General features: G+C 67.4%; 17 protein-coding genes. 9 read left to right on the forward strand and 8 right to left on the reverse strand.

All coding sequences use genetic code 11. The features are described from left to right. Window positions 1–18 precede the first annotated feature (18 nt). The 5 genes from KUV62_RS06175 (at window position 19) to KUV62_RS06195 (ending at window position 4,260) form a co-directional block, all read left to right on the forward strand. Window positions 19–939 carry a branched-chain amino acid ABC transporter permease gene (locus KUV62_RS06175; RefSeq protein ID WP_222602797.1) on the forward strand — a complete coding sequence of 307 codons (921 nt, stop codon included), beginning with the start codon at window positions 19–21 and terminating at the stop codon, window positions 937–939. Next, a complete protein-coding gene (locus KUV62_RS06180) occupies window positions 936–1,916 on the forward strand; it encodes a branched-chain amino acid ABC transporter permease (protein ID WP_222602798.1) in 981 nt (326 codons plus the stop codon). The genes KUV62_RS06175 and KUV62_RS06180 overlap by 4 nt, the downstream gene beginning before the upstream one ends. Continuing rightward, window positions 1,909–2,658 (forward strand): ABC transporter ATP-binding protein, encoded by a 750-nt coding sequence (locus KUV62_RS06185; protein WP_222602799.1) that lies wholly within the window; start codon window positions 1,909–1,911, stop codon window positions 2,656–2,658. The genes KUV62_RS06180 and KUV62_RS06185 overlap by 8 nt, the downstream gene beginning before the upstream one ends. Beyond that, window positions 2,655–3,341, forward strand: a complete 687-nt coding sequence (locus KUV62_RS06190) for an ABC transporter ATP-binding protein (RefSeq protein WP_222602800.1) — start codon at window positions 2,655–2,657, stop codon at window positions 3,339–3,341. The genes KUV62_RS06185 and KUV62_RS06190 overlap by 4 nt, the downstream gene beginning before the upstream one ends. A gap of 73 nt (window positions 3,342–3,414) precedes the next feature. Further along, a complete protein-coding gene (locus tag KUV62_RS06195; protein ID WP_222602801.1) occupies window positions 3,415–4,260 on the forward strand; it encodes an urea carboxylase-associated family protein in 846 nt (281 codons plus the stop codon). A 24-nt stretch (window positions 4,261–4,284) separates the two neighbouring features. Here KUV62_RS06195 and deoD read toward each other — a convergent pair whose 3' ends face one another. From deoD to KUV62_RS06210, 3 genes are all read right to left on the reverse strand, one after another. Further along, window positions 4,285–4,989, reverse strand: a complete 705-nt coding sequence (gene deoD / locus KUV62_RS06200; protein WP_222602802.1) for a purine-nucleoside phosphorylase — start codon at window positions 4,987–4,989, stop codon at window positions 4,285–4,287. Next, window positions 4,989–5,300 (reverse strand): H-NS family nucleoid-associated regulatory protein, encoded by a 312-nt coding sequence (locus KUV62_RS06205; RefSeq protein ID WP_222602803.1) that lies wholly within the window; start codon window positions 5,298–5,300, stop codon window positions 4,989–4,991. The genes deoD and KUV62_RS06205 overlap by 1 nt, the downstream gene beginning before the upstream one ends. Window positions 5,301–5,476: 176 nt before the next feature. After that, the gene (locus tag KUV62_RS06210) at window positions 5,477–7,474 is read right to left on the reverse strand and encodes a protein meaA (RefSeq protein WP_222602804.1); all 1,998 of its coding nucleotides are present in this window, start codon (window positions 7,472–7,474) and stop codon (window positions 5,477–5,479) included. A gap of 431 nt (window positions 7,475–7,905) precedes the next feature. Here KUV62_RS06210 and ccrA point away from each other — a divergent pair, with 431 nt between their 5' ends. The 4 genes from ccrA to KUV62_RS06230 all read left to right on the forward strand — a co-directional run bounded on the left by ccrA (window position 7,906) and on the right by KUV62_RS06230 (window position 12,269). Continuing rightward, on the forward strand, window positions 7,906–9,192 hold the full coding sequence (gene ccrA / locus KUV62_RS06215; RefSeq protein ID WP_222602805.1) for a crotonyl-CoA carboxylase/reductase: 1,287 nt from the start codon (window positions 7,906–7,908) through the stop codon (window positions 9,190–9,192). Between the two features lie 417 nt (window positions 9,193–9,609). Then, complete coding sequence (locus KUV62_RS06220) at window positions 9,610–10,281, forward strand: autoinducer binding domain-containing protein (protein ID WP_315901561.1); 672 nt, start codon at window positions 9,610–9,612, stop codon at window positions 10,279–10,281. A 60-nt stretch (window positions 10,282–10,341) separates the two neighbouring features. Beyond that, window positions 10,342–11,877 carry an ATP-dependent RecD-like DNA helicase gene (locus tag KUV62_RS06225; protein WP_222602807.1) on the forward strand — a complete coding sequence of 512 codons (1,536 nt, stop codon included), beginning with the start codon at window positions 10,342–10,344 and terminating at the stop codon, window positions 11,875–11,877. After that, the gene (locus tag KUV62_RS06230; RefSeq protein ID WP_222602808.1) at window positions 11,874–12,269 is read left to right on the forward strand and encodes a PaaI family thioesterase; all 396 of its coding nucleotides are present in this window, start codon (window positions 11,874–11,876) and stop codon (window positions 12,267–12,269) included. Before KUV62_RS06225 ends, KUV62_RS06230 begins: the two co-directional genes overlap by 4 nt. Window positions 12,270–12,449: 180 nt before the next feature. Here the strand turns inward: KUV62_RS06230 and KUV62_RS06235 are convergent, their stop codons facing one another. The 5 genes from KUV62_RS06235 to mreC are packed head-to-tail and all read right to left on the reverse strand — an operon-like array spanning window position 12,450 to window position 17,876. Further along, window positions 12,450–13,382, reverse strand: a complete 933-nt coding sequence (locus tag KUV62_RS06235; protein WP_222602809.1) for a 2-hydroxyacid dehydrogenase — start codon at window positions 13,380–13,382, stop codon at window positions 12,450–12,452. Between the two features lies 1 nt (window position 13,383). After that, window positions 13,384–14,523, reverse strand: a complete 1,140-nt coding sequence (gene rodA, locus KUV62_RS06240) for a rod shape-determining protein RodA (protein WP_222602810.1) — start codon at window positions 14,521–14,523, stop codon at window positions 13,384–13,386. Beyond that, on the reverse strand, window positions 14,520–16,439 hold the full coding sequence (gene mrdA / locus KUV62_RS06245) for a penicillin-binding protein 2 (protein ID WP_222602811.1): 1,920 nt from the start codon (window positions 16,437–16,439) through the stop codon (window positions 14,520–14,522). The genes rodA and mrdA overlap by 4 nt, the downstream gene beginning before the upstream one ends. Continuing rightward, entirely contained in the window at window positions 16,436–16,975 is a 540-nt protein-coding gene (locus tag KUV62_RS06250) for a rod shape-determining protein MreD (RefSeq protein ID WP_222602812.1), read from the reverse strand. The genes mrdA and KUV62_RS06250 overlap by 4 nt, the downstream gene beginning before the upstream one ends. After that, window positions 16,968–17,876, reverse strand: coding sequence for a rod shape-determining protein MreC (mreC, locus tag KUV62_RS06255; protein WP_222602813.1), 909 nt, complete (start codon window positions 17,874–17,876; stop codon window positions 16,968–16,970). The genes KUV62_RS06250 and mreC overlap by 8 nt, the downstream gene beginning before the upstream one ends. Between the last annotated feature and the right edge of the window lies 1 nt (window position 17,877).

Below are 17,877 nucleotides of genomic sequence, written 5' to 3' on the forward strand. Positions count from 1 at the left end.
ACACGACGAAGGCCCCAGATGTCCCCGATCCTGCTTGCTGAACAGGTCCTGAACGGCCTGCAATCCGGCGTCATGCTGTTCCTCATGGCCGCCGGGCTGACGCTGATCTTCGGCGTCATGGGGCTGATCAACCTCGCGCATGGCTCGCTCTACATGATCGGTGCCTTCGCCGCCGCCGCGGTGGCAGGTGCCACGGGATCCTTCGCGCTGGCGCTGGTGGCGGCGCTTGCCGCCGCCGCCGCTGCCGGGGCGCTGATCGAGCTGGTGGTTATCCGCAGGCTCTATGCCCGCGACCATCTCGATCAGGTGCTGGCCACCTTCGCGCTGATCCTGATCCTGTCGGAAGGCACGCGCTGGCTCTTCGGCTCCTTCCCACTCTATCTCAACATGCCGCCGGCGCTTTCGGGCACCGTGAGCCTGCCCGGCGGCATCGTCTACCCGGTCTACCGGCTGGCGCTGATCGCCGTGGGCATCGCGGTGGCGCTGGGGCTGTGGTGGCTCAACGCCCGCACCCGGCTCGGCATCCGCATCCGCGCCGGCGAGAACGACCGCGAGATGATCGCGGCGCTCGGCGTCGACATCTCCAAGCTCTACACGCTCGTCTTCGCCATCGGCGCGGCGCTGGCGGGGCTGGCGGGGGCGCTGGTGGGCGCCATCCAGTCGGTGCAGGTCGGCATGGGCGAGCCGGTGCTGATCCTTGCCTTCGTGGTGATCGTGATCGGCGGCATCGGCTCGATCAAGGGCGCGCTGATCGGGGCGCTTCTGGTGGGGCTGACCGACACGCTGGGCGGCGTGCTGCTGCCCGAGCTCTTCAAGCTGTTCACCGATCCTGCCACCGCCGCCGCCACCGGCTCGGCCTTTGCCTCGATGGCGATCTACGTGCTGATGGCGGGCGTGCTGATCTGGCGCCCCACCGGCCTGTTCGGAGCACGGGCATGAGCCGCGAACGCCTGCTGAACGGCGCGCTGCTGCTGGCGCTGATCCTGATCCCTGCCTGGGCGCTTTACGCCGGCGAGCCCTTCACCATCACGCTCGCCACCCGCGCGGTGATCTTTGCGCTGGCCGCCGTGGGGCTCAACATCGCGCTGGGGCTCGGCGGGCTGGTGAGCCTCGGCCACGCGGTGTTCTTCGGCATCGGCGGTTATGCCATGGGCATCCTCGCCAGCCACGCCCAGAGCTACACGCCGCTGATGGACTGGCCCTTCGCGATCGAGGGCACGAAATCGATGCCGGTGATCTGGCTTGTGGCGATCGTGGCCTCCTCGTGCGCTGCGCTGCTCATCGGCCTTCTGAGCCTGCGCACCTCCGGCGTCTATTTCATCATGATCACCCTGGCCTTCGGGCAGATGATGTATTTCTTCGCCATCTCCTGGCCCGCCTATGGCGGTGAGGACGGGCTGTCGATCTACGTGCGCAACGGCTTTCCCGGCCTCAACACGCTCGACCCGATCCAGTTCTACGGCCTCTGCCTCGCGCTCCTGTGCCTCGTGCTGGCCTTCAACGCGCGGCTCATGCGCTCGCCCTTCGGGCTGGCGCTCAACGCCGCGCGGCAGGTGCCCGAGCGGGTGCGCGCGGTGGGGCTCGACCCGCGTCGGCTGCAGCTCGTGGCGCTGGTGATCTCGGGCGCCATCACCGGGCTTGCCGGGGCGCTCTTCGCCGATCTCAACCGCTTCGTCTCGCCCACCATGCTGAGCTGGCAGATGTCGGGCGAGATCATGGTCTTCGTCATCATCGGCGGCGTGGCGCGGCTCTTCGGCCCGGTGGCGGGGGCGGGGATCTACGTGCTGCTCGAGCACCTCTTGGGCGGGGTCAGCGAGTACTGGCAGATCTTCCTCGGGCTTGTGCTGCTCATGGTGGTGCTCTTTGGCAAGGGCGGGGTGGTCGGCATGATCGCGGGGAGGCGGCGCGATGACTGAGCCGGTTCTGGCGACCCACGGCCTTTGCAAGGCCTTCGGCGCGCTGCAGGCGAGCGACGCCATCAGCCTCGACCTGCGCCCGGGCGAGATCCATGCGGTGATCGGCCCTAACGGGGCGGGCAAGTCGACACTGATCGCGCAGATCTGCGGATCGCTGGCCCCCGATGCCGGGCGGGTCGAGTTCCTCGGGCGCGACGTGACGGGAGAGAGCACGCAGGCGCGGGCGGCGCGCGGGCTGGCGCGGACCTTCCAGACATCGGCGCTGGCGATGGAGGACACGGTGCTGCAGAACGTGCTCTTGGGCGCGCTCGGGGCCTCCGGGCGGCCATGGAGCTTCTTCTCGCGCGCCTCGCGCGATGCCGCCCTGCGCGACCGGGCCGAGGCGGCGCTGGAGGCGGTGGGGCTCGCGGAGCTCAAGGAGCTACGCACCGCCGAGCTGAGCCACGGCCAGCGCCGCCAACTCGAGGTGGCCGTGGCGCTGACGCTGGAGCCGAAGGCCTTCGTCATGGACGAGCCGATGGCGGGGCTGGGGCAGGAGGGCTCGAAGCGGCTCACCGGCTTTCTCGACGGTCTGCGGGCGCAGGCGCCGATCCTGCTGGTCGAGCATGACATGGACGCGGTGTTTGCGCTGGCCGACCGGATCAGCGTGCTGGTCTACGGGCGCGTCATCGCCACCGGCAGCGTCGAGGACATCCGCCGCGACCCGCTCGTGCGCGAAGCCTATCTGGGAGACGAGGCATGAGCCTGCTGTCGCTGCACCGGGTCACCGGCTCCTACGGCGCGAGCCAGGCGCTGTTTGGCGTCGATCTCGAGATCGCCGAGGGCGAGGCGGTGGCGATGATGGGCCGCAATGGCATGGGCAAGACCACCACGGTGTATTGCATCTGCCGGATGCTTCCCGCGCAGGGCACGCTGGTTTTCGACGGGCACGACCTGTCGCGCCTGCCGAGCCACCGCGCGGCGCGGCTGGGCATCGGGCTGGTGCCCGAGGGGAGGCGCTGCTTCCGCGATCTGAGCGTTGCCGAGAACCTGATCGCGGCGGCGCGCCCCGGCCACTGGGATGCGGCCCGCGTCGAGGCGCTGTTCCCGCGTCTGGCGGAGCGCCGGAGCCAGCGCGCCGCCTCGCTCTCGGGCGGCGAGCAGCAGATGCTGGCCATCGGGCGCGCGCTGATGACCAACCCGCGGCTGCTGATCCTCGACGAGGCCACTGAGGGGCTGGCCCCCACCGTGCGGCAGGAGATCTGGCAGGCGGTGGCGGCGCTCAAGGCCGAGACCGGCATGGCGCTCCTGGTGATCGACAAATCGCTGAGGGAGCTGCGCTGGGCCTGCGACCGGGCGGTGATCCTCGAGCGGGGGCGCAGCGTCTGGTCGGGCGAGATGGCCGCGCTGACGCCCGAGATCGGCGAGCGCCATCTCGGGCTCTGAGACCGGCGGCCCATTGCCTTCGCCTCGAAGGCTCACTAGCCATGCGGGCAACGTGACCCAAGGAGCGCCCGCCATGACCAAAGCCCCCGCCGATGCCGAGGCCCGCCGCGCGATTGCGCCGGTGATCTGCTATCCCAACGAGACCCTGCCGACGCCGCCCATGGCGCTCTACGCGCAGGCGCTCGAGGGCGCCGAGGTGATCGAGACGGTGCTCGCCGCGCCGCGCGACGCCTGCAGCTTTCGGGTCGGGGCCGGGCAGTTCTTCCGCATCAGCAGCGTCGAGGGACCGCAGGTGGGCGATCTCAACCTGTGGAACGCCGACGACCTCTCCGAGCGCTTCTACTCCGGCAAGACCCGCGCCCTGCACGGCACGCATCTGACCACGGGCGAGCGCATGTGGTCTTCCTTTCCGCATCTGCGCCCGATGGCCACCATCGTCGAGGATACGCTGGGTTGGTACGGCATCGACCCTTATGGCGGCTCGGTGCATGACGTGATCGGCACGCGCTGCGATCCCTATACCGGCAATCTGCTCTCGGGCTCGCAATACCACCATTGCTGCCACTCGAACCTGACCCGCGCACTGGCCGACGCCACCGGCATGAGCCTGCCTGAGGCCGAGCCGCATGTGCATGACGTGCTGAACGTGTTCATGTGCACCGGCTTCACCCGCGACACCGGGCAGTATTTCATGAAGGCCAGCCCGGTGCGCCCCGGCGATCACCTGACTTTTTTCGCCGAGATCGACCTGCTGGGCGCGCTGAGCGCCTGTCCGGGCGGCGATTGCTCGTCGGAGCACAGCTCCGACAGCGCCGCGTGCCATCCGCTGAAGGTCGAGATCCTCGCGCCGCACGCAGGGGCCCTGGAGGGGTGGCAGACGCCCGCGCGCAACGGGTATGACCGCAGCCACGGGCGCTAAGCCTGTCTTGAAGGGGGAGGCGGCCTAGCTGAAGGCCGCCTCGAGCGCGATCTGCACCATGTCACCGAATGTGCTCTGCCGGTCTTCGGAGGGCAGGGCTTCTTTCGTGAGAAGGTGGTCGGAAACGGTCAGCACGGCCAATGCGCGCACGCCGTGACGGGCGGCGAGATTGTAGAGCTCGGCCGCTTCCATTTCGACGCCGAGAATACCGTGACGGGTCATCATCTCGGTGAGGTCGGGACGTTCGTCATAGAACACGTCGGAGGAATAGATACCGCCGACATGGCAGGGGGCTCCGGTGCCTTTCGCCGCCTCGACCGCTGCATTGAGCAGGCCGTAATCGGCGCAGGGCGCGAAATTCAATTCCCGGAAAATACCGCGCGATGGGGTGGAGAGTGACGAAGCGGTCATCGCCACGATCACGTCGCGCACCGCGACATGCTCCTGCATCGCGCCGCAGGATCCGATCCGGATCAGCGTCTTTGCGCCGTAATCCCGGATCAGCTCATTGGCATAGATCGAAAGGCTGGGCATGCCCATGCCCGAGCCGTGAATGGTGACACGGTTGCCTTTCCACGTGCCGGTGAAACCCAGCATGCCACGGACCCGGTTCACGCAGACCGGATCATCAAGAAAGGTGTTGGCCGCCCATTCCGCCCGCAGCGGATCGCCGGGCATCAGCACCGTTTCGGCGATCTGCCCGGGTTCTGCGCCGATATGGACTGTCATCAGAGAGCCAGGTCTTCCATCGACTTGCCCTCTTCGAGAGCAGCGACCACCCAGTTGGGCTTGCGGCCGCGGCCGGTCCAGGTCTGATCCGGATCGGCGGGATTTGCGTATTTCGGAGCGCCTTTCGAACCCTTCTTTTCGTTCGCTGCGAGAATGTCCTCGAGCGAGAAACCGAATTCCTTTGCGGCCTGCTCGGCGGCCCGCTTGGCTTCGGCCCGGCGCCGTGCGTCAATTGTCTTGAGCGCTTTTTCGACGTCGATTTTGAGTTGGGTGAGTTCGTCTTTTGAAAGGGACTCCAGATCGAAGTTCATTTCTTATTCTCCTTGGTATTCTGAAGGTAGCCTCCTCTTTTGGTATTTTTCTTTTTATAGAGTAAACTCAAGAAGAAAATTGTGTCAGCGCAGCACATTTTCGCATAAATGGGCGAAGCCGCTCACCCTTTCCGGGAGCGGCTTCGCATGGCTGCCATTAATGGGGTCGCAATGCGTTATTGCGCGGCGACCGCCTGCGGATCGACCAGCGTCACGATATCCATCATGATAGTGTTTAGATTGAAGTCTTTCGGGGTATATACCTTCGCGACTCCCATCTCTTTCAGACGCTTTGAATCCTCGTCGGGAATAATGCCGCCGACGATCACCGGAACATTCGTCAGACCCTCGGCGCGCATCCGCGCCATGAGGTCTTCGACCAGCGGGATGTGACTGCCCGAGAGGATCGACAGGCCGACCACGTGGGCGCCGGTCTTGGCGGCCTCGACGATCTGCTCCGGGGTCAGGCGGATGCCCTCGTAATCGATCTCCATGCCGCAGTCGCGGGCGCGGAAGGCGATCTGCTCGGCACCGTTCGAGTGGCCGTCGAGCCCGGGCTTGCCGACCAGGAAGCGCAGGCGGCGTCCGAGCCGGTCGCTGACCGCGTCGACGGCCTCGCGGATGTCGTCGAGCCCCTCAGTCTTGTTGCTGACCGCGCGCGACACGCCGGTGGGGCCGCGATACTCGCCGTGCACGCTGCGCATCTGCTGCGCCCATTCGCCGGTGGTGACGCCGGCCTTGGCGGCCGTGATGGAGGCCGGCATGACGTTGCGGCCCTCGGCCGCTGCGGCGCGCAGCTCGGCCAGCGCAGCGCTCACCGCGGCCTCGTCACGCTCGGCGCGCCAGGCGTTGAGCCGCGCAATCTGCTCCTGCTCGACCGCCGGGTCGACCACCATGATGCCGCCATCCTCGCCGACCAGCGGCGACGGCTCGCCCTCGGTCCACTTGTTGACCCCCACGACGATGGTCTCGTTGCGCTCGATGCGGTTCAGGCGCTCGGCATTGGAGTCGACCAGCCGCGACTTCATGTAGTCGATCGAGCCGATCGCGCCGCCCATGCTGTCGATATTGCCAAGCTCGGCGCGGGCGCCATCCTTCAGCGCCTCGACCTTGGCATCGACCGCCGGGTTGCCGTCGAAGAGATCCTCGAATTCCAGCAGGTCGGTCTCGTAGGCGAGGATCTGCTGCATCCGCATCGACCATTGCTGGTCCCACGGGCGGGGCAGGCCGAGCGCCTCGTTCCACGCCGGAAGCTGCACCGCGCGGGCGCGGGCCTTCTTCGACAGCGTCACCGCCAGCATCTCGATCAGGATGCGGTAGACGTTGTTCTCGGGCTGCTGCTCGGTCAGGCCGAGCGAGTTGACCTGAACGCCGTAGCGGAAGCGGCGGAACTTCGGGTCCTCGACGCCGTAGCGGGTCTCGAGGATCTCGTCCCAGAGATCGACGAAGGCGCGCATCTTGCACATCTCAGTCACGAAGCGGATGCCGGCATTGACGAAGAAAGAGATCCGCCCGCAAAGCGCCGGGAAATCCTCTGGCGCGACGCGGGGCTTCAGCTCGTCGAGCACCGCGATGGCGGTGGCCAGCGCAAAGGCCAGCTCCTGCTCGGGCGTCGCCCCGGCCTCCTGCAGGTGGTAGGAACACACGTTCATCGGGTTCCATTTCGGCACGTTGGTATAGCAGTACTCTGCCACGTCGCCGATCATCTTCAGCGACGGCTTCGGCGGGCAGATATAGGTGCCGCGGCTGAGATATTCCTTGATCAGGTCGTTCTGAACCGTGCCCTGCAGTTTCGAGACATCGGCGCCCTGTTCCTCGGCCACCGCGATATAGAGCGAGAGCAGCCACGGCGCGGTGGCGTTGATCGTCATCGAGGTGTTCATCTGCTCGAGCGGGATCTCGTCGAACAGGGTGCGCATGTCGCCCAGGTGGCAGACCGGCACGCCGACCTTGCCGACCTCGCCGCGCGACAGGATGTGGTCGCTGTCATAGCCGGTCTGGGTCGGCAGGTCGAAGGCCACCGAGAGCCCGGTCTGCCCGCGCGCGAGATTGCTCCGGTAGAGCGCATTCGACGCTTTCGCGGTGGAATGGCCGGCATAGGTGCGGATCAGCCAGGGCCGGTCGGCCTTGGACGCGGGCGCGCTTTGGGGGCTGTCTTTCTGAACGTCCGTCATGTCGGTCTCCGTGGGCAGATCAGAATCGTGTTTGCAAGCTTGTTGCGTTCGGGACTTGGTATGCGAAATAAAATGTCTCGTCAATTCGCCGCGCTGCGGCGATCTCGGGCAGTTTTGCGACGCAGCGTCAGCTGAACCGCCTGTCAGGCACGAATTCTACTAAGGATTCGCCGATTCAGCGCTATTCTGGGCCCATCGCCGGCGCTCAGGGCGCGAAAATGGCTTCGACATTGGTCGCAGTGCCCCATGTTTCTGCAGCTGCTCGGTCATAAAATTACAAAATACACCTTGGTCGTTGTTGCATTGTTGCGCGGCCAAATGTATCTCCCTAGATCGAAGCCCCGCGATTCTGCACTGCGGCGCGGGGTTGGGAGACAAGACCAGACAAGATCATCACGATCGCAACGGATTACTTGAGGAAGGAGGCCCCGATGGCTCTGGATACGCAAACCGGGATCGCGCCCTACGATGCGCCGGAAAAAGACCTCTACGAGATCGGCGAGATGCCGCCGCTCGGTTACGTGCCGAAGAAGATGTATGCCTGGGCCATCCGCCGCGAGCGTCACGGCGAGCCCGACAAGTCGTTCCAGAAGGAAGTGGTCGACACCTGGCAGGTCGACAGCCACGAGGTGCTGGTCCTGGTGATGGCCGCGGGCGTCAACTACAACGGCGTCTGGGCCGGCCTCGGCGTGCCGATCTCGCCCTTCGACGTGCACAAGCAGGAGTATCACATCGCGGGCTCCGACGCCTCGGGCATCGTCTGGGCCGTGGGTGACAAGGTCAAGCAGTGGAAGGTCGGCGACGAGGTCGTGATCCACTGCAACCAGGACGATGGCGACGACGAGGAGTGCAACGGCGGCGACCCGATGTTCTCGCCGACCCAGCGGATCTGGGGCTACGAGACCGGCGACGGCTCCTTCGCCCAGTTCGCCCGGGTGCAGGCGCAGCAGCTGATGCCGCGCCCCAAGCACCTGACCTGGGAAGAGAGCGCCTGCTACACGCTGACGCTGGCCACCGCCTACCGGATGCTCTTCGGCCACCACCCGCACGAGCTCAAGCCCGGCCAGAACGTGCTGGTCTGGGGCGCCTCGGGCGGCCTCGGCTCCTACGCGATCCAGCTGATCAACACCGCCGGCGCCAATGCCATCGCGGTGATCTCGGAAGAGGACAAGCGCGACTTCGTGCTCGGACTCGGCGCCAAGGGCGTGATCAACCGGAAAGACTTCAACTGCTGGGGTCAACTGCCCACGGTCAACACGCCGGAATACAATGAGTGGATGAAAGAGGCCCGCAGGTTCGGCAAGGCGATCTGGGACATCACCGGCAAGGGCGTCAATGTCGACATGGTCTTCGAGCATCCGGGCGAGGCGACCTTCCCGGTCTCGACGCTGGTCTGCAAGAAGGGCGGCATGGTGGTGATCTGCGCCGGCACCACCGGCTTCAACTGCACCTTCGACGTGCGCTACATGTGGATGCACCAGAAGCGCCTGCAGGGCTCGCACTTCGCCCATCTCAAGCAGGCCGCTTCGGCCAACCGCCTGATGGTCGAGCGCCGTCTCGATCCCTGCATGTCGGAGGTGTTCGGCTGGGACGAGATCCCCGACGCGCATCTCAAGATGCTGCGCAACCAGCACAAGCCCGGCAACATGTCGGTGCTGGTGCAGGCGCCCAAGACCGGGCTGCGCACCTTCGAGGAGGCGCTGGAGGCGCGCGGTTAACCGCTCCTTCACCCTGACACTGATAGAAACGCCCGCGAATCGTGATCCGGTTCGCGGGCGTGGCCCGTTCTGGTTGGCCGAGCGGCCCGGGTCAGTGGCTTGCCGCACACGCCCCCGCCGTTTCGGGGGAGGGGATTTGCGTGAATTTATCGGGAATTGAGCAGCTGCTAGGCTGGTCTTTACCTTTTGTTAACGTAGCCCGGGAAACGCTTTCCATGCGACATGAATGGATCATCGACGTGCTGACCGATCTCAGGGGATATGCACGCGCCAATGCGCTCGAGGCTCTGGCAGAGCAGCTCTCAGATGCGCAGGCCGTGGCAGAGATCGAGCTGGCGTCGGCTGCCGGGGAGCGTGGTGTTGGGACGAGTGGACAGGGTGCCTGCGGCGGGAGGGTTTCTCGCCCCGCTTGAGGATGTGCAACGGCTGGAGGATCTCCAGCGCATGACGGAACAGATGAGGGATTGCCTGGGGATAGATCACCTCGTCTATCACTGGATCGGCACGCAGGGGGCGCAATACGGTTGCGGGACCTATTCGCCCGACTGGCTCGCGCGCTACGCCGCGCAGGGCTACCTGCGGGTCGATCCAGTGATCCAGGGCTGCCTACAGCGTGTCCACCCGGTCGACTGGAAGGCGCTCGACTGGTCCTCGAAGACGGCTCGGGCCTTCCTCAAGGATGCGCTGCGCCACGGCGTCGGAAACCAGGGCTTCACCGTGCCGATCCGGGGGCCGAACGGGCAGTTCGCCCTCTTCACCGTCAACCACGGCTGCGACGACGCGCGCTGGGCAGCCTTCATCGCAGAGTGGCGCGACGCCCTCGTACTCGCCGCCCATGGCATCAACGCCAGGGCCCTTGAGCTGATGCCGGGGCCGGCCACGCAGGCACCGGTGGCGCTCAGCCCGCGCGAGCGCGACGCCATGCGCCTGCTCGCCGCCGGGCTGAGCCGGGCGCAGGTCGCCGCGGAGCTGAAGATCTCCGAGCATACGGTGCGGGTCTATATCGAGGGCGCGCGCTTCAAGCTCGGCGCGCTCAACACCACCCACGCGGTGGCCCGGGCGCTCAGTTGCGGGCTGATCGCGCTCTAGCGTCGTGTCGCGCGCGATGGGCTCTGGCCCTCGCCTGCGCGCGGCTTTAGGGTCCGCGCCATGGATCTGCCCGCACTGACATTCTCCGAAGACCAGGCCGAGGCCTGGGACCGCGTGGCAGAGATGCTGCGCGAGGCCGGCGTCGATCTCGACGATGGCACCGTCACCCCCGCCAAGGAAGGTCCGGGACGCGTCATGGCGCTGATGGGCAAGGCGGGCTCGGGCAAGACGCTGCTGCTCTCCGAGCTCTGCAAGGCGCTGGAGGGTGCCGGCGCGGAGATCGTGTCGGGCGATTACGAGAGCCGTCGCAAGGGCGACAAGCGCAGCTTCGCGGTGCTGGCCCCGACCAACAAGGCGGCCAGCGTGCTGCGCATGCGCGGCGTCCCGGCGACCACGATCCACCGTATCATCTACACACCGGTTTACGATCCCGAATACGAGCGCATCGCCGAGTGGCTTATGGGCAATGTCGAGCAGCCCGAGATCGAGGATCTGAGCCCCGAGGCGCTTGAGCGCGCTTTGGCCTCCTACGAGGCCCACAAGTCGGTGCCCGCGGCGCTTGCCGCCGCCGGTCTGCGCGGCAGCGATTTCATCACCGGCTGGAAGCGCCGCGAGGAGCCGCTCGACATCGGCTTCGTCGACGAGGCCTCGATGCTCGACGACCGCCAGTTCGAGGACTTGCAGGAGATCTTCCCCAACCTCGTGCTGTTCGGCGACCCGGCCCAGCTCGCGCCGGTGAACCAGTCGGGCAAGATGGTGTTTGACAGCGTGCCCGAGAGCCAGAAGCTCGAGCTGCACCGCATCCACCGGCAACAGGCCGACAACCCGATCCTCGATCTCGCCCACGCGCTGGCCGACCCTGCGCTGGAGTTCCAGGAGTTCGAGCGCATGATCGAGGAGAAGGCGCGGCAGGACGATCGCGTGGTCTGGAGCCAGCGGGTCGAGGTCGACCTGATGGCGCGCTCGCCGGTGCTCGTCTGGCGCAACGCCACGCGGATCCGCCTGATCAATGCCTTCCGCGCGGTGCACGATGCCCCCGAGACCGAGCTTTTGCCCGGCGAGCCGCTGATCTGCGACGGGCTCGAACTGCCGCTCAAGCACCGCAAGAAGCGCCTCGATCTCGAGGCGCGCGGCCTGATCAAGGGCGCGCAGGTGATCTATCTCGGACCGGGCCGCAAGCCCGGCTTCTCGCGGCTGCACGTGATGGGCGCGCCCGATCCGCAGGTCTCCGCGGCCTCGATCGTGAAGATCGAGAAGCCCGACGAGGAAGAGCCCTTCATTCCCTTCGCCGCGCGCATGGGAGCGACCTTCCTGCATGGCGCCGCGGTGACGATCCACAAGGCGCAGGGCTCGCAATGGGAGCAGGTGCAGGTCTTCGCGCCCGACCTCTTCGTTGCCGCGCGCATGGGTCGGGTCGAGGCCGGCCAGCCGCTGTGGAAACGGCTGGCCTACGTGGCGATCACCCGCGCCTCCGAGCGGCTGCACTGGGTGGTGCGCAACCGCCTGTCGCGGCCCTCGGGGCTCCTCCGCACCGATGACCTGAAGGCGCCGGCGGTGGCACTGGAACTGGAAGCACAGGAAGGCGACCTGCTATGAGCGACGACCTCGACACGCCCTCGAACTTCGCCAGACATCTCGGCTACGAGCTGGTGGAATGGCGCGAGGACTATGCCCGCTACGAAATGCCGATCACCGAGTTCCTCGGCAATCGCGGCGGCATCCCGCATGGCGGCGTGCACGCCACCCTGCTCGACAGCGCGATGGGGATCTCGGGCTGCTGGACCGGCGATCCGGAGGTTCGCAAGACCGCGCTGACCCTCTCGCTGAACGTGCAGTATATCGGCCGGCCCTCCGGCACGCGGCTGATCTGCGAGGGCTTCCGCACGGGCGGCGGGCGCAGCACCTTCTTTGCCGAAGCGGTCCTTCGCGACGATACCGGCGCGCTGGTCGCCAAGGGCACCGGTGTGTTCCGACAGCGCACCAGCTGAACGCGGCGACTGTGGCACGGGCGGGGGGGGGCGCTGCCCCCTCTTGGCGCTGTGCGCCAATTCACCCCCGAGGTATTTTGAAACCAGAGAAGGGCAGGGCGCAGCGCCCCTGTCTTCTTCTGGCCTGAAATATCCCCGCCGGAGGCAGGCCGAACCCTGCGGCCGGGCGGCTGGCCGGGGTCAGTAGCCGGCGTCGCGGTCCACGAGGTGCAGCAGCGGCTCGCCCGCCTCGCCGCGGCGGATGTTCTCGGCGATGACGCGGGAGGCGCTGGGCACGCGGGTCTCGGAGGCAATGTGGGGCGTGACCGTCACCTTCGGGTGGGCCCAGAACGGGTGCTCCGCGGGCAGCGGCTCGGTGCGGAAGACGTCAAGCGTGGCGTGGGCAATCTGGCCGCTGTCGAGGGCGTCGATCAGCGCCGCATCATCGATCAGCGGGCCGCGGCCCGGGTTCACGATGACCGCGCCGCGCGGCAGTTGCGCGAGGGTCTTCGCGTCGAGCAGATCGTTGGTCGCCGCGGTGTCGGGCAGCAGCAGTACGAGGATCTCGGCGCTTCGCAGCGCCCCGGCGAGCCCGTCGGGGCCGTGCAGCGTCGTGATGCCGGGGATGGTCTTGACGCTGCGCGACCAGCCGGTGACCGGGAAGCCCAGGGCGCGCAGCGCCTCGGCGCAGGCCAGCCCCAGCGTGCCGAGCCCGAGGATGGTTACCGGGCGCTCGCCGGCCAGAGGCGGCACCACCGGGCGCCATTCCCGCGCGGTGTTGGTGATGTAGGCATCCATGCCGAGATGGTGGCGCAGCACGTGTCCGGTGACGTATTCCACCATGCCTTGGGTCAGCCCCTCGGCATCGACCATGCGCGCCAGCGGCACGGTGAGGGTCGGGTTGCCGGTGATTTTCTCGACCCCGGCCCAGAGGTTCAGCACCGCTTTCAGCCGCGTGTAGGGGGTGAAATCCTGCAGCCGCGAGCCGGGCGCGTAGATCACGTAGTCGACGGTCTCGGGCGCGGCCTCGCAGGTGAGATGGTAATCGAGCCCGGTGGCATCTAGGGCGGTGCGCAGCGGAACCTCGTATTCGGCCCAGAGCCTGCGACCGGCGGCGAAGAGAATGGTAGTCATGTCAGCGGGGCCTGTGGATGTGGGCGCTCTGCACCAGTCCGAAGGCGATCATCAGCACCAGCATCGCCGAGCCGCCGTAGCTGACCATCGGCAGCGGCACGCCGACCACGGGGGCAAGCCCCATGACCATCGACATGTTGACGGCGAAGAACAGGAAGAAGGTGAGACCGACGCCGAGGATCAGCAGCGAGGAATAGCGGTCGCGGTTCTGCAGCGCCGCCACGATGCAGAACATCAGGATCAGCACGTAGAGCACCAGCAGTGAGAAGCCGCCGACGAAGCCGAACTCCTCGGCCAGCGTGTTGAAGATGAAGTCGGTGTGTTTCTCGGGCAGGAAGTTCAGCCGCGACTGGGTGCCCTGCATGAAGCCGCGCCCGGTCCAGCCGCCGGAGCCCATGGCGATCTTGGCCTGGGTGATGTGATAACCGGCGCCGAGCGGGTCGGTGGAGGGATCGAGAAAGGTGTCGATCCGGCGGAACTGGTAGTCCTTCAGGAGCTGCCACGGCGTGCCGCGCGACAGGAACACGGTGTAGACCGCGCCGCCCGCCGCGGCGACCACGACGGCGAAATAGGCCCAGTGCACCCCTGCGAGGAACATCATCACCCCGCCGGCCGTCATCAGCAGGATTGCGGTGCCGAGGTCGGGCTGGGTCAGCACCAGGAAGGTCGGGGTGACGATCAGGATCAACGGCGCGATGACCCAGATCGGGCGCGACACGCGCTTCATCGGCAGCCAGTCGTAATAGGCGGCCAGCGCCATCACGAGCGCGATCTTCATCACCTCGGAGGGCTGCAGCCGCATGAAGCCGATGTCGATCCAGCGCTGCGCCCCCATGCCGACGGCGCCGAACAGCTCCACCGCCACCAGGAGCGCCAGCGCCGCGAGGTAGATCAGCGCCGAGAGGTTGCGCCAGAGCCAGATCGGCACCATCGCGGTGATGAACATCGCCGCGAGACCGAGGCCGAAGCGCTCCATCTGCGGCTCGGCCCAGGGCTGCAGCGAGCCGCCGGCGACCGAGTAGAGCATCAGGAAGCCGACGCAGGCCACCGCCGTGAGCAGGATGATCAGCGGCCAGTTCAGGTAGAGCACCTTGCGCCAGCCGGAAGGGACCGTCTTGACGGTATATTCGAGATAGCTCATGCCCGGCGCCCCGCTTCGGCAGCGCGCTCGGCGCGCTCGCGCTCGAGCCGCTCCTGCTGGGCCTGGATGCGCTCGCGGTCGCCCGCGGGATAGGCCTCGAGCGGGGGCGTGCCCTTGTAGAGCGCCTGCAGGGTGATATCGCGGGCGATGGGCGCTGCGGTGGACGAGCCGCCGCCGCCGTGTTCGACCACGATCGACACCGCGATGCGCGGCGCCTCGTAGGGTGCGAAATTGACGAAGAGCGCGTGGTCGCGCTCCTCCCAGGGCACATCCTGGTTGCGCACGACGCGGTTGAGCACCTGGCTGGTGCCGGTCTTGCCCGCGAGCCGCATGTCCTCGGCGATGATGCGGGCGCGGTAGGCTGTGCCCCTGCGGCTGTTGGAGACCACGAACATCGCCTTGCGGATCATCCGCAGATGGGCCGGGTCGATGTCGAGCGGTGCCCCGCCGCGCGAGGGGGTCAACTGCCCCCCGACGCTGCGCACCAGCCTCGGCTCGACGGCGCGGCCAGTGGCCACGCGCGCGACCATGATCGCCTGCTGCAGCGGCGAGGTCAGCACGTAGCCCTGGCCGATGGAGGCGTTGACCGTGTCGCCGATGCGCCACTCCGCCCCGCGCTCGCGGCGCTTCCAGTCGCGATCGGGCATCAGTCCGGCGGTGACCGCCGACATCGGCACGTCGGGTGCGGCGCCGAGGCCGAGCTTGCGGCCCATCTCGGCGATGCGGTCGATGCCGACCTTCAGCGCGAGGTCGTAATAGTAGACGTCGCAGCTGTCGCGCAGGCTCTGCTCGAGGTTGACGTGGCCATGGCCCGAGCGTTTCCAGCAGTGGAACCGGCGCGAGCCGATCTCCATGTGACCGGGGCAGTAGACCGTCTCGTCGGGGCCGATCAGCCCGGCCTCGAGCGCCGCCAGCGCGGTGACGATCTTGAAGGTGGAGCCGGGCGGGTAGGCGTCCTGGACGGTCTTGGACGCCAGCGGGCGGTGGTTGTTCTCGCGCAGCACGCCGTAATCGCCGATCGAGATGCCACGCACGAACTTATTGGGGTCGTAGGAGGGCGAGGAGGCGATGGCGAGCACGTCGCCATGCTCAAGATCGATCACCACGGCGGAGGCGCTCTCCTCGCCGAGCCGCGCCTTGATGTAATCCTGCAATTCGCTGTCGACGGTGAGCTGCAGGTCGGCTCCGGCCTCGCCCTCGCGGCGGTCGAGCTCGCGCATCACGCGGCCCACGGCGTTGACCTCGACGCGCTTGGCGCCGGCGGAGCCGCGCAGCTGTTCCTCGAACTTGGCCTCGATGCCGACCTTGCCGATCTGGAAGCGCGGGATGCGCAGTACTGGCTCGGGGTCCTCGTAGCGGGCGAGATCGCGCTCGGAGACAGGGCCGACATAGCCCACCACGTGGGCGAAGGTCTCGTGCTGCGGGTAGAACCGGCTGAGCCCGACCTCGGGATAGACCCCGGGCAGCGCAGGGGCGTTGACCGCGACGCGGCTGATCGCGTCCCAGCTGACCCGGTCGGCGACGGTGACCTGCAGGAAGGGCGGCGAGGTGCGCATTTCCTCAAGCGCCCGCGCGACATCTTCCGGGCGCAGGTCGACCAGCGCCGAAAGACGTCCGATGACCTCCTCGACATCGCCGGCATCCTCGCGCCGCATGGTGATGCGGTAGGTCTGCTCGTTCTCGGCGATGACGCGGCCCTCGCGGTCGAAAATGCGGCCGCGTGACGGCGGGATGAGATGGATGTTGATGCGGTTCTCTTCCGCCATCAGGCGGAACTCGGCGGCCTGATCGACCTGCATGTGCCGCATGCGAAGCCCCAGCACGCCGGCAAAGGCGATCTGTGCGCCGCCCAGCAGCAGGCCGCGCCGGGTCATCCGGCGGCTGCTTTCAGCGCTGTCACGCGGTGTGCGTCTCACAGGCTCCTCCCGGCATGATCGAAATCGCCCGGCGCCATCCGGCGCACCCCGAGCAGACCTTGCGACAGGATCACCACCAGCGGGTAGGCCGCGACGGTGGTGGCATATCGCATCAGGGTCAGGAAAGCGGTTCCGGTCGGCACGATCAAGAGGGCAAGCACCAGGCGATACGTGATCGTGATCACCAGCAGCACGATAGCGACCCGGACCCATTCCATGACAAAGGTCGTTTCCCGGTCGCGGCGATCGCGCGACTTGAGGAATTCCGTGGCCAGCAGCATCAGCGCGGCCCAGAGCCCGGGCGGCCGCTGGAACAGGATGTCGGCCAGGAGCATGACCCCGGCGATCGACAGCGCCGGGACGTAATCCGGCCGGCGCAGCACCCATGCGAAGCACAGCGCGACGAGCAGGTCGGGGCCGGCGAAGCGCGGCGGCATCATGTCGAGGGGCAGCAGGCGGTAGAACATCACCACCAGCGCGATCCCGATGAAGGCCGCGCGCATGATCCAGATGCGGGCGGGGCGGGCCTCAGCCATCGCCGGGCTCCGGCGCGGGCGGCAGCTCGATGGCGGGGGGCGTCGCCGGCAGGATCAGCGCCGAGGGCGAGCCCACGCGGCGGGCGCCGTGGTCGCGCAGGACGCGCAGGAATTCCAGCCGCTCGTAATCGGCGGCAAGGCGCACCCGCAGGCGGCCGCCGGGATCCTCGGCCACCTGGCCGATCAGCAGCCCCGGCGGGAATACCTCGCCGTCTCCGCTGGTGACGATGCGGTCGCCCGGGCGCACCTGGTCGGGATCCTCGAGAAAGTCGATCGGCGGCGCGGCGGAGTTGTCGCCGGTGATCAGCGCGCGCTGGCCCGAGGGCTGGATGATCGCCGGGATGCGGCTGGTGGCGTCGGTGAGCAGGATCACCCGGCTGGTGTTGGCGCCGACGCCCGAGATCCGCCCGACGAGGCCGATGCCGTCCATCGTGGCCCAGCCGTCGACGATGCCATCGCGCGAGCCCACGTTGATCAGCACCGACTGCCGGAACGGCGAGCCGCTGTCGGCCAGCACCACGCCGGTGATGTAGGTCAGCCGCGGGTCGAGCCGGACATTGTTGAGGTCGCGCAGCCGGGCGTTCTCCTGCTCGAGCTGCAGCGCGGCCTCCTTCCAGGCGGTCATGCGGCGCAGCTCGCGGCGCAGCTCCTGGTTCTGGTCGTAGATCCGCTGGTAGCTCTGGAAATCGCGCAGGATGCGCACCGCGCCGGTGACCGGCGCCATCGCCCAGTCGAAGCCGGGCATCACCGTGTCGACGATCTGCGCCCGGAAGCGCTCGGCCCGCGGGCTGTCGATGCGCCAGAAGATGAACAGACCCACGAGGCACAACAGCAGGACCGCCAGAAGCAGGCGCTTCAGCGGTCCGGCATAGTCCTCGGAATTGGTCCCATGCTTCGCCATT

The sequence above is a fragment of the Salipiger bermudensis genome, assembly GCF_019801965.1.
Lineage (GTDB): Bacteria > Pseudomonadota > Alphaproteobacteria > Rhodobacterales > Rhodobacteraceae > Salipiger > Salipiger bermudensis_A.

Excerpts from the sequence above, each read along its gene's own strand:
- KUV62_RS06175 (WP_222602797.1), top strand. The coding sequence starts at position 19 with ATGTCCCCGATCCTGCTTGCTGAACAGGTCCTGAACGGCCTGCAATCC.
- KUV62_RS06180 (WP_222602798.1), top strand. The coding sequence starts at position 936 with ATGAGCCGCGAACGCCTGCTGAACGGCGCGCTGCTGCTGGCGCTGATC.
- KUV62_RS06185 (WP_222602799.1), top strand. The coding sequence starts at position 1,909 with ATGACTGAGCCGGTTCTGGCGACCCACGGCCTTTGCAAGGCCTTCGGC.
- KUV62_RS06190 (WP_222602800.1), top strand. The coding sequence starts at position 2,655 with ATGAGCCTGCTGTCGCTGCACCGGGTCACCGGCTCCTACGGCGCGAGC.
- KUV62_RS06195 (WP_222602801.1), top strand. The coding sequence starts at position 3,415 with ATGACCAAAGCCCCCGCCGATGCCGAGGCCCGCCGCGCGATTGCGCCG.
- deoD (WP_222602802.1), bottom strand. The coding sequence starts at position 4,989 with ATGACAGTCCATATCGGCGCAGAACCCGGGCAGATCGCCGAAACGGTG.
- KUV62_RS06205 (WP_222602803.1), bottom strand. The coding sequence starts at position 5,300 with ATGAACTTCGATCTGGAGTCCCTTTCAAAAGACGAACTCACCCAACTC.
- KUV62_RS06210 (WP_222602804.1), bottom strand. The coding sequence starts at position 7,474 with ATGACGGACGTTCAGAAAGACAGCCCCCAAAGCGCGCCCGCGTCCAAG.
- ccrA (WP_222602805.1), top strand. The coding sequence starts at position 7,906 with ATGGCTCTGGATACGCAAACCGGGATCGCGCCCTACGATGCGCCGGAA.
- KUV62_RS06225 (WP_222602807.1), top strand. The coding sequence starts at position 10,342 with ATGGATCTGCCCGCACTGACATTCTCCGAAGACCAGGCCGAGGCCTGG.
- KUV62_RS06230 (WP_222602808.1), top strand. The coding sequence starts at position 11,874 with ATGAGCGACGACCTCGACACGCCCTCGAACTTCGCCAGACATCTCGGC.
- KUV62_RS06235 (WP_222602809.1), bottom strand. The coding sequence starts at position 13,382 with ATGACTACCATTCTCTTCGCCGCCGGTCGCAGGCTCTGGGCCGAATAC.
- rodA (WP_222602810.1), bottom strand. The coding sequence starts at position 14,523 with ATGAGCTATCTCGAATATACCGTCAAGACGGTCCCTTCCGGCTGGCGC.
- KUV62_RS06250 (WP_222602812.1), bottom strand. The coding sequence starts at position 16,975 with ATGGCTGAGGCCCGCCCCGCCCGCATCTGGATCATGCGCGCGGCCTTC.
- mreC (WP_222602813.1), bottom strand. The coding sequence starts at position 17,876 with ATGGCGAAGCATGGGACCAATTCCGAGGACTATGCCGGACCGCTGAAG.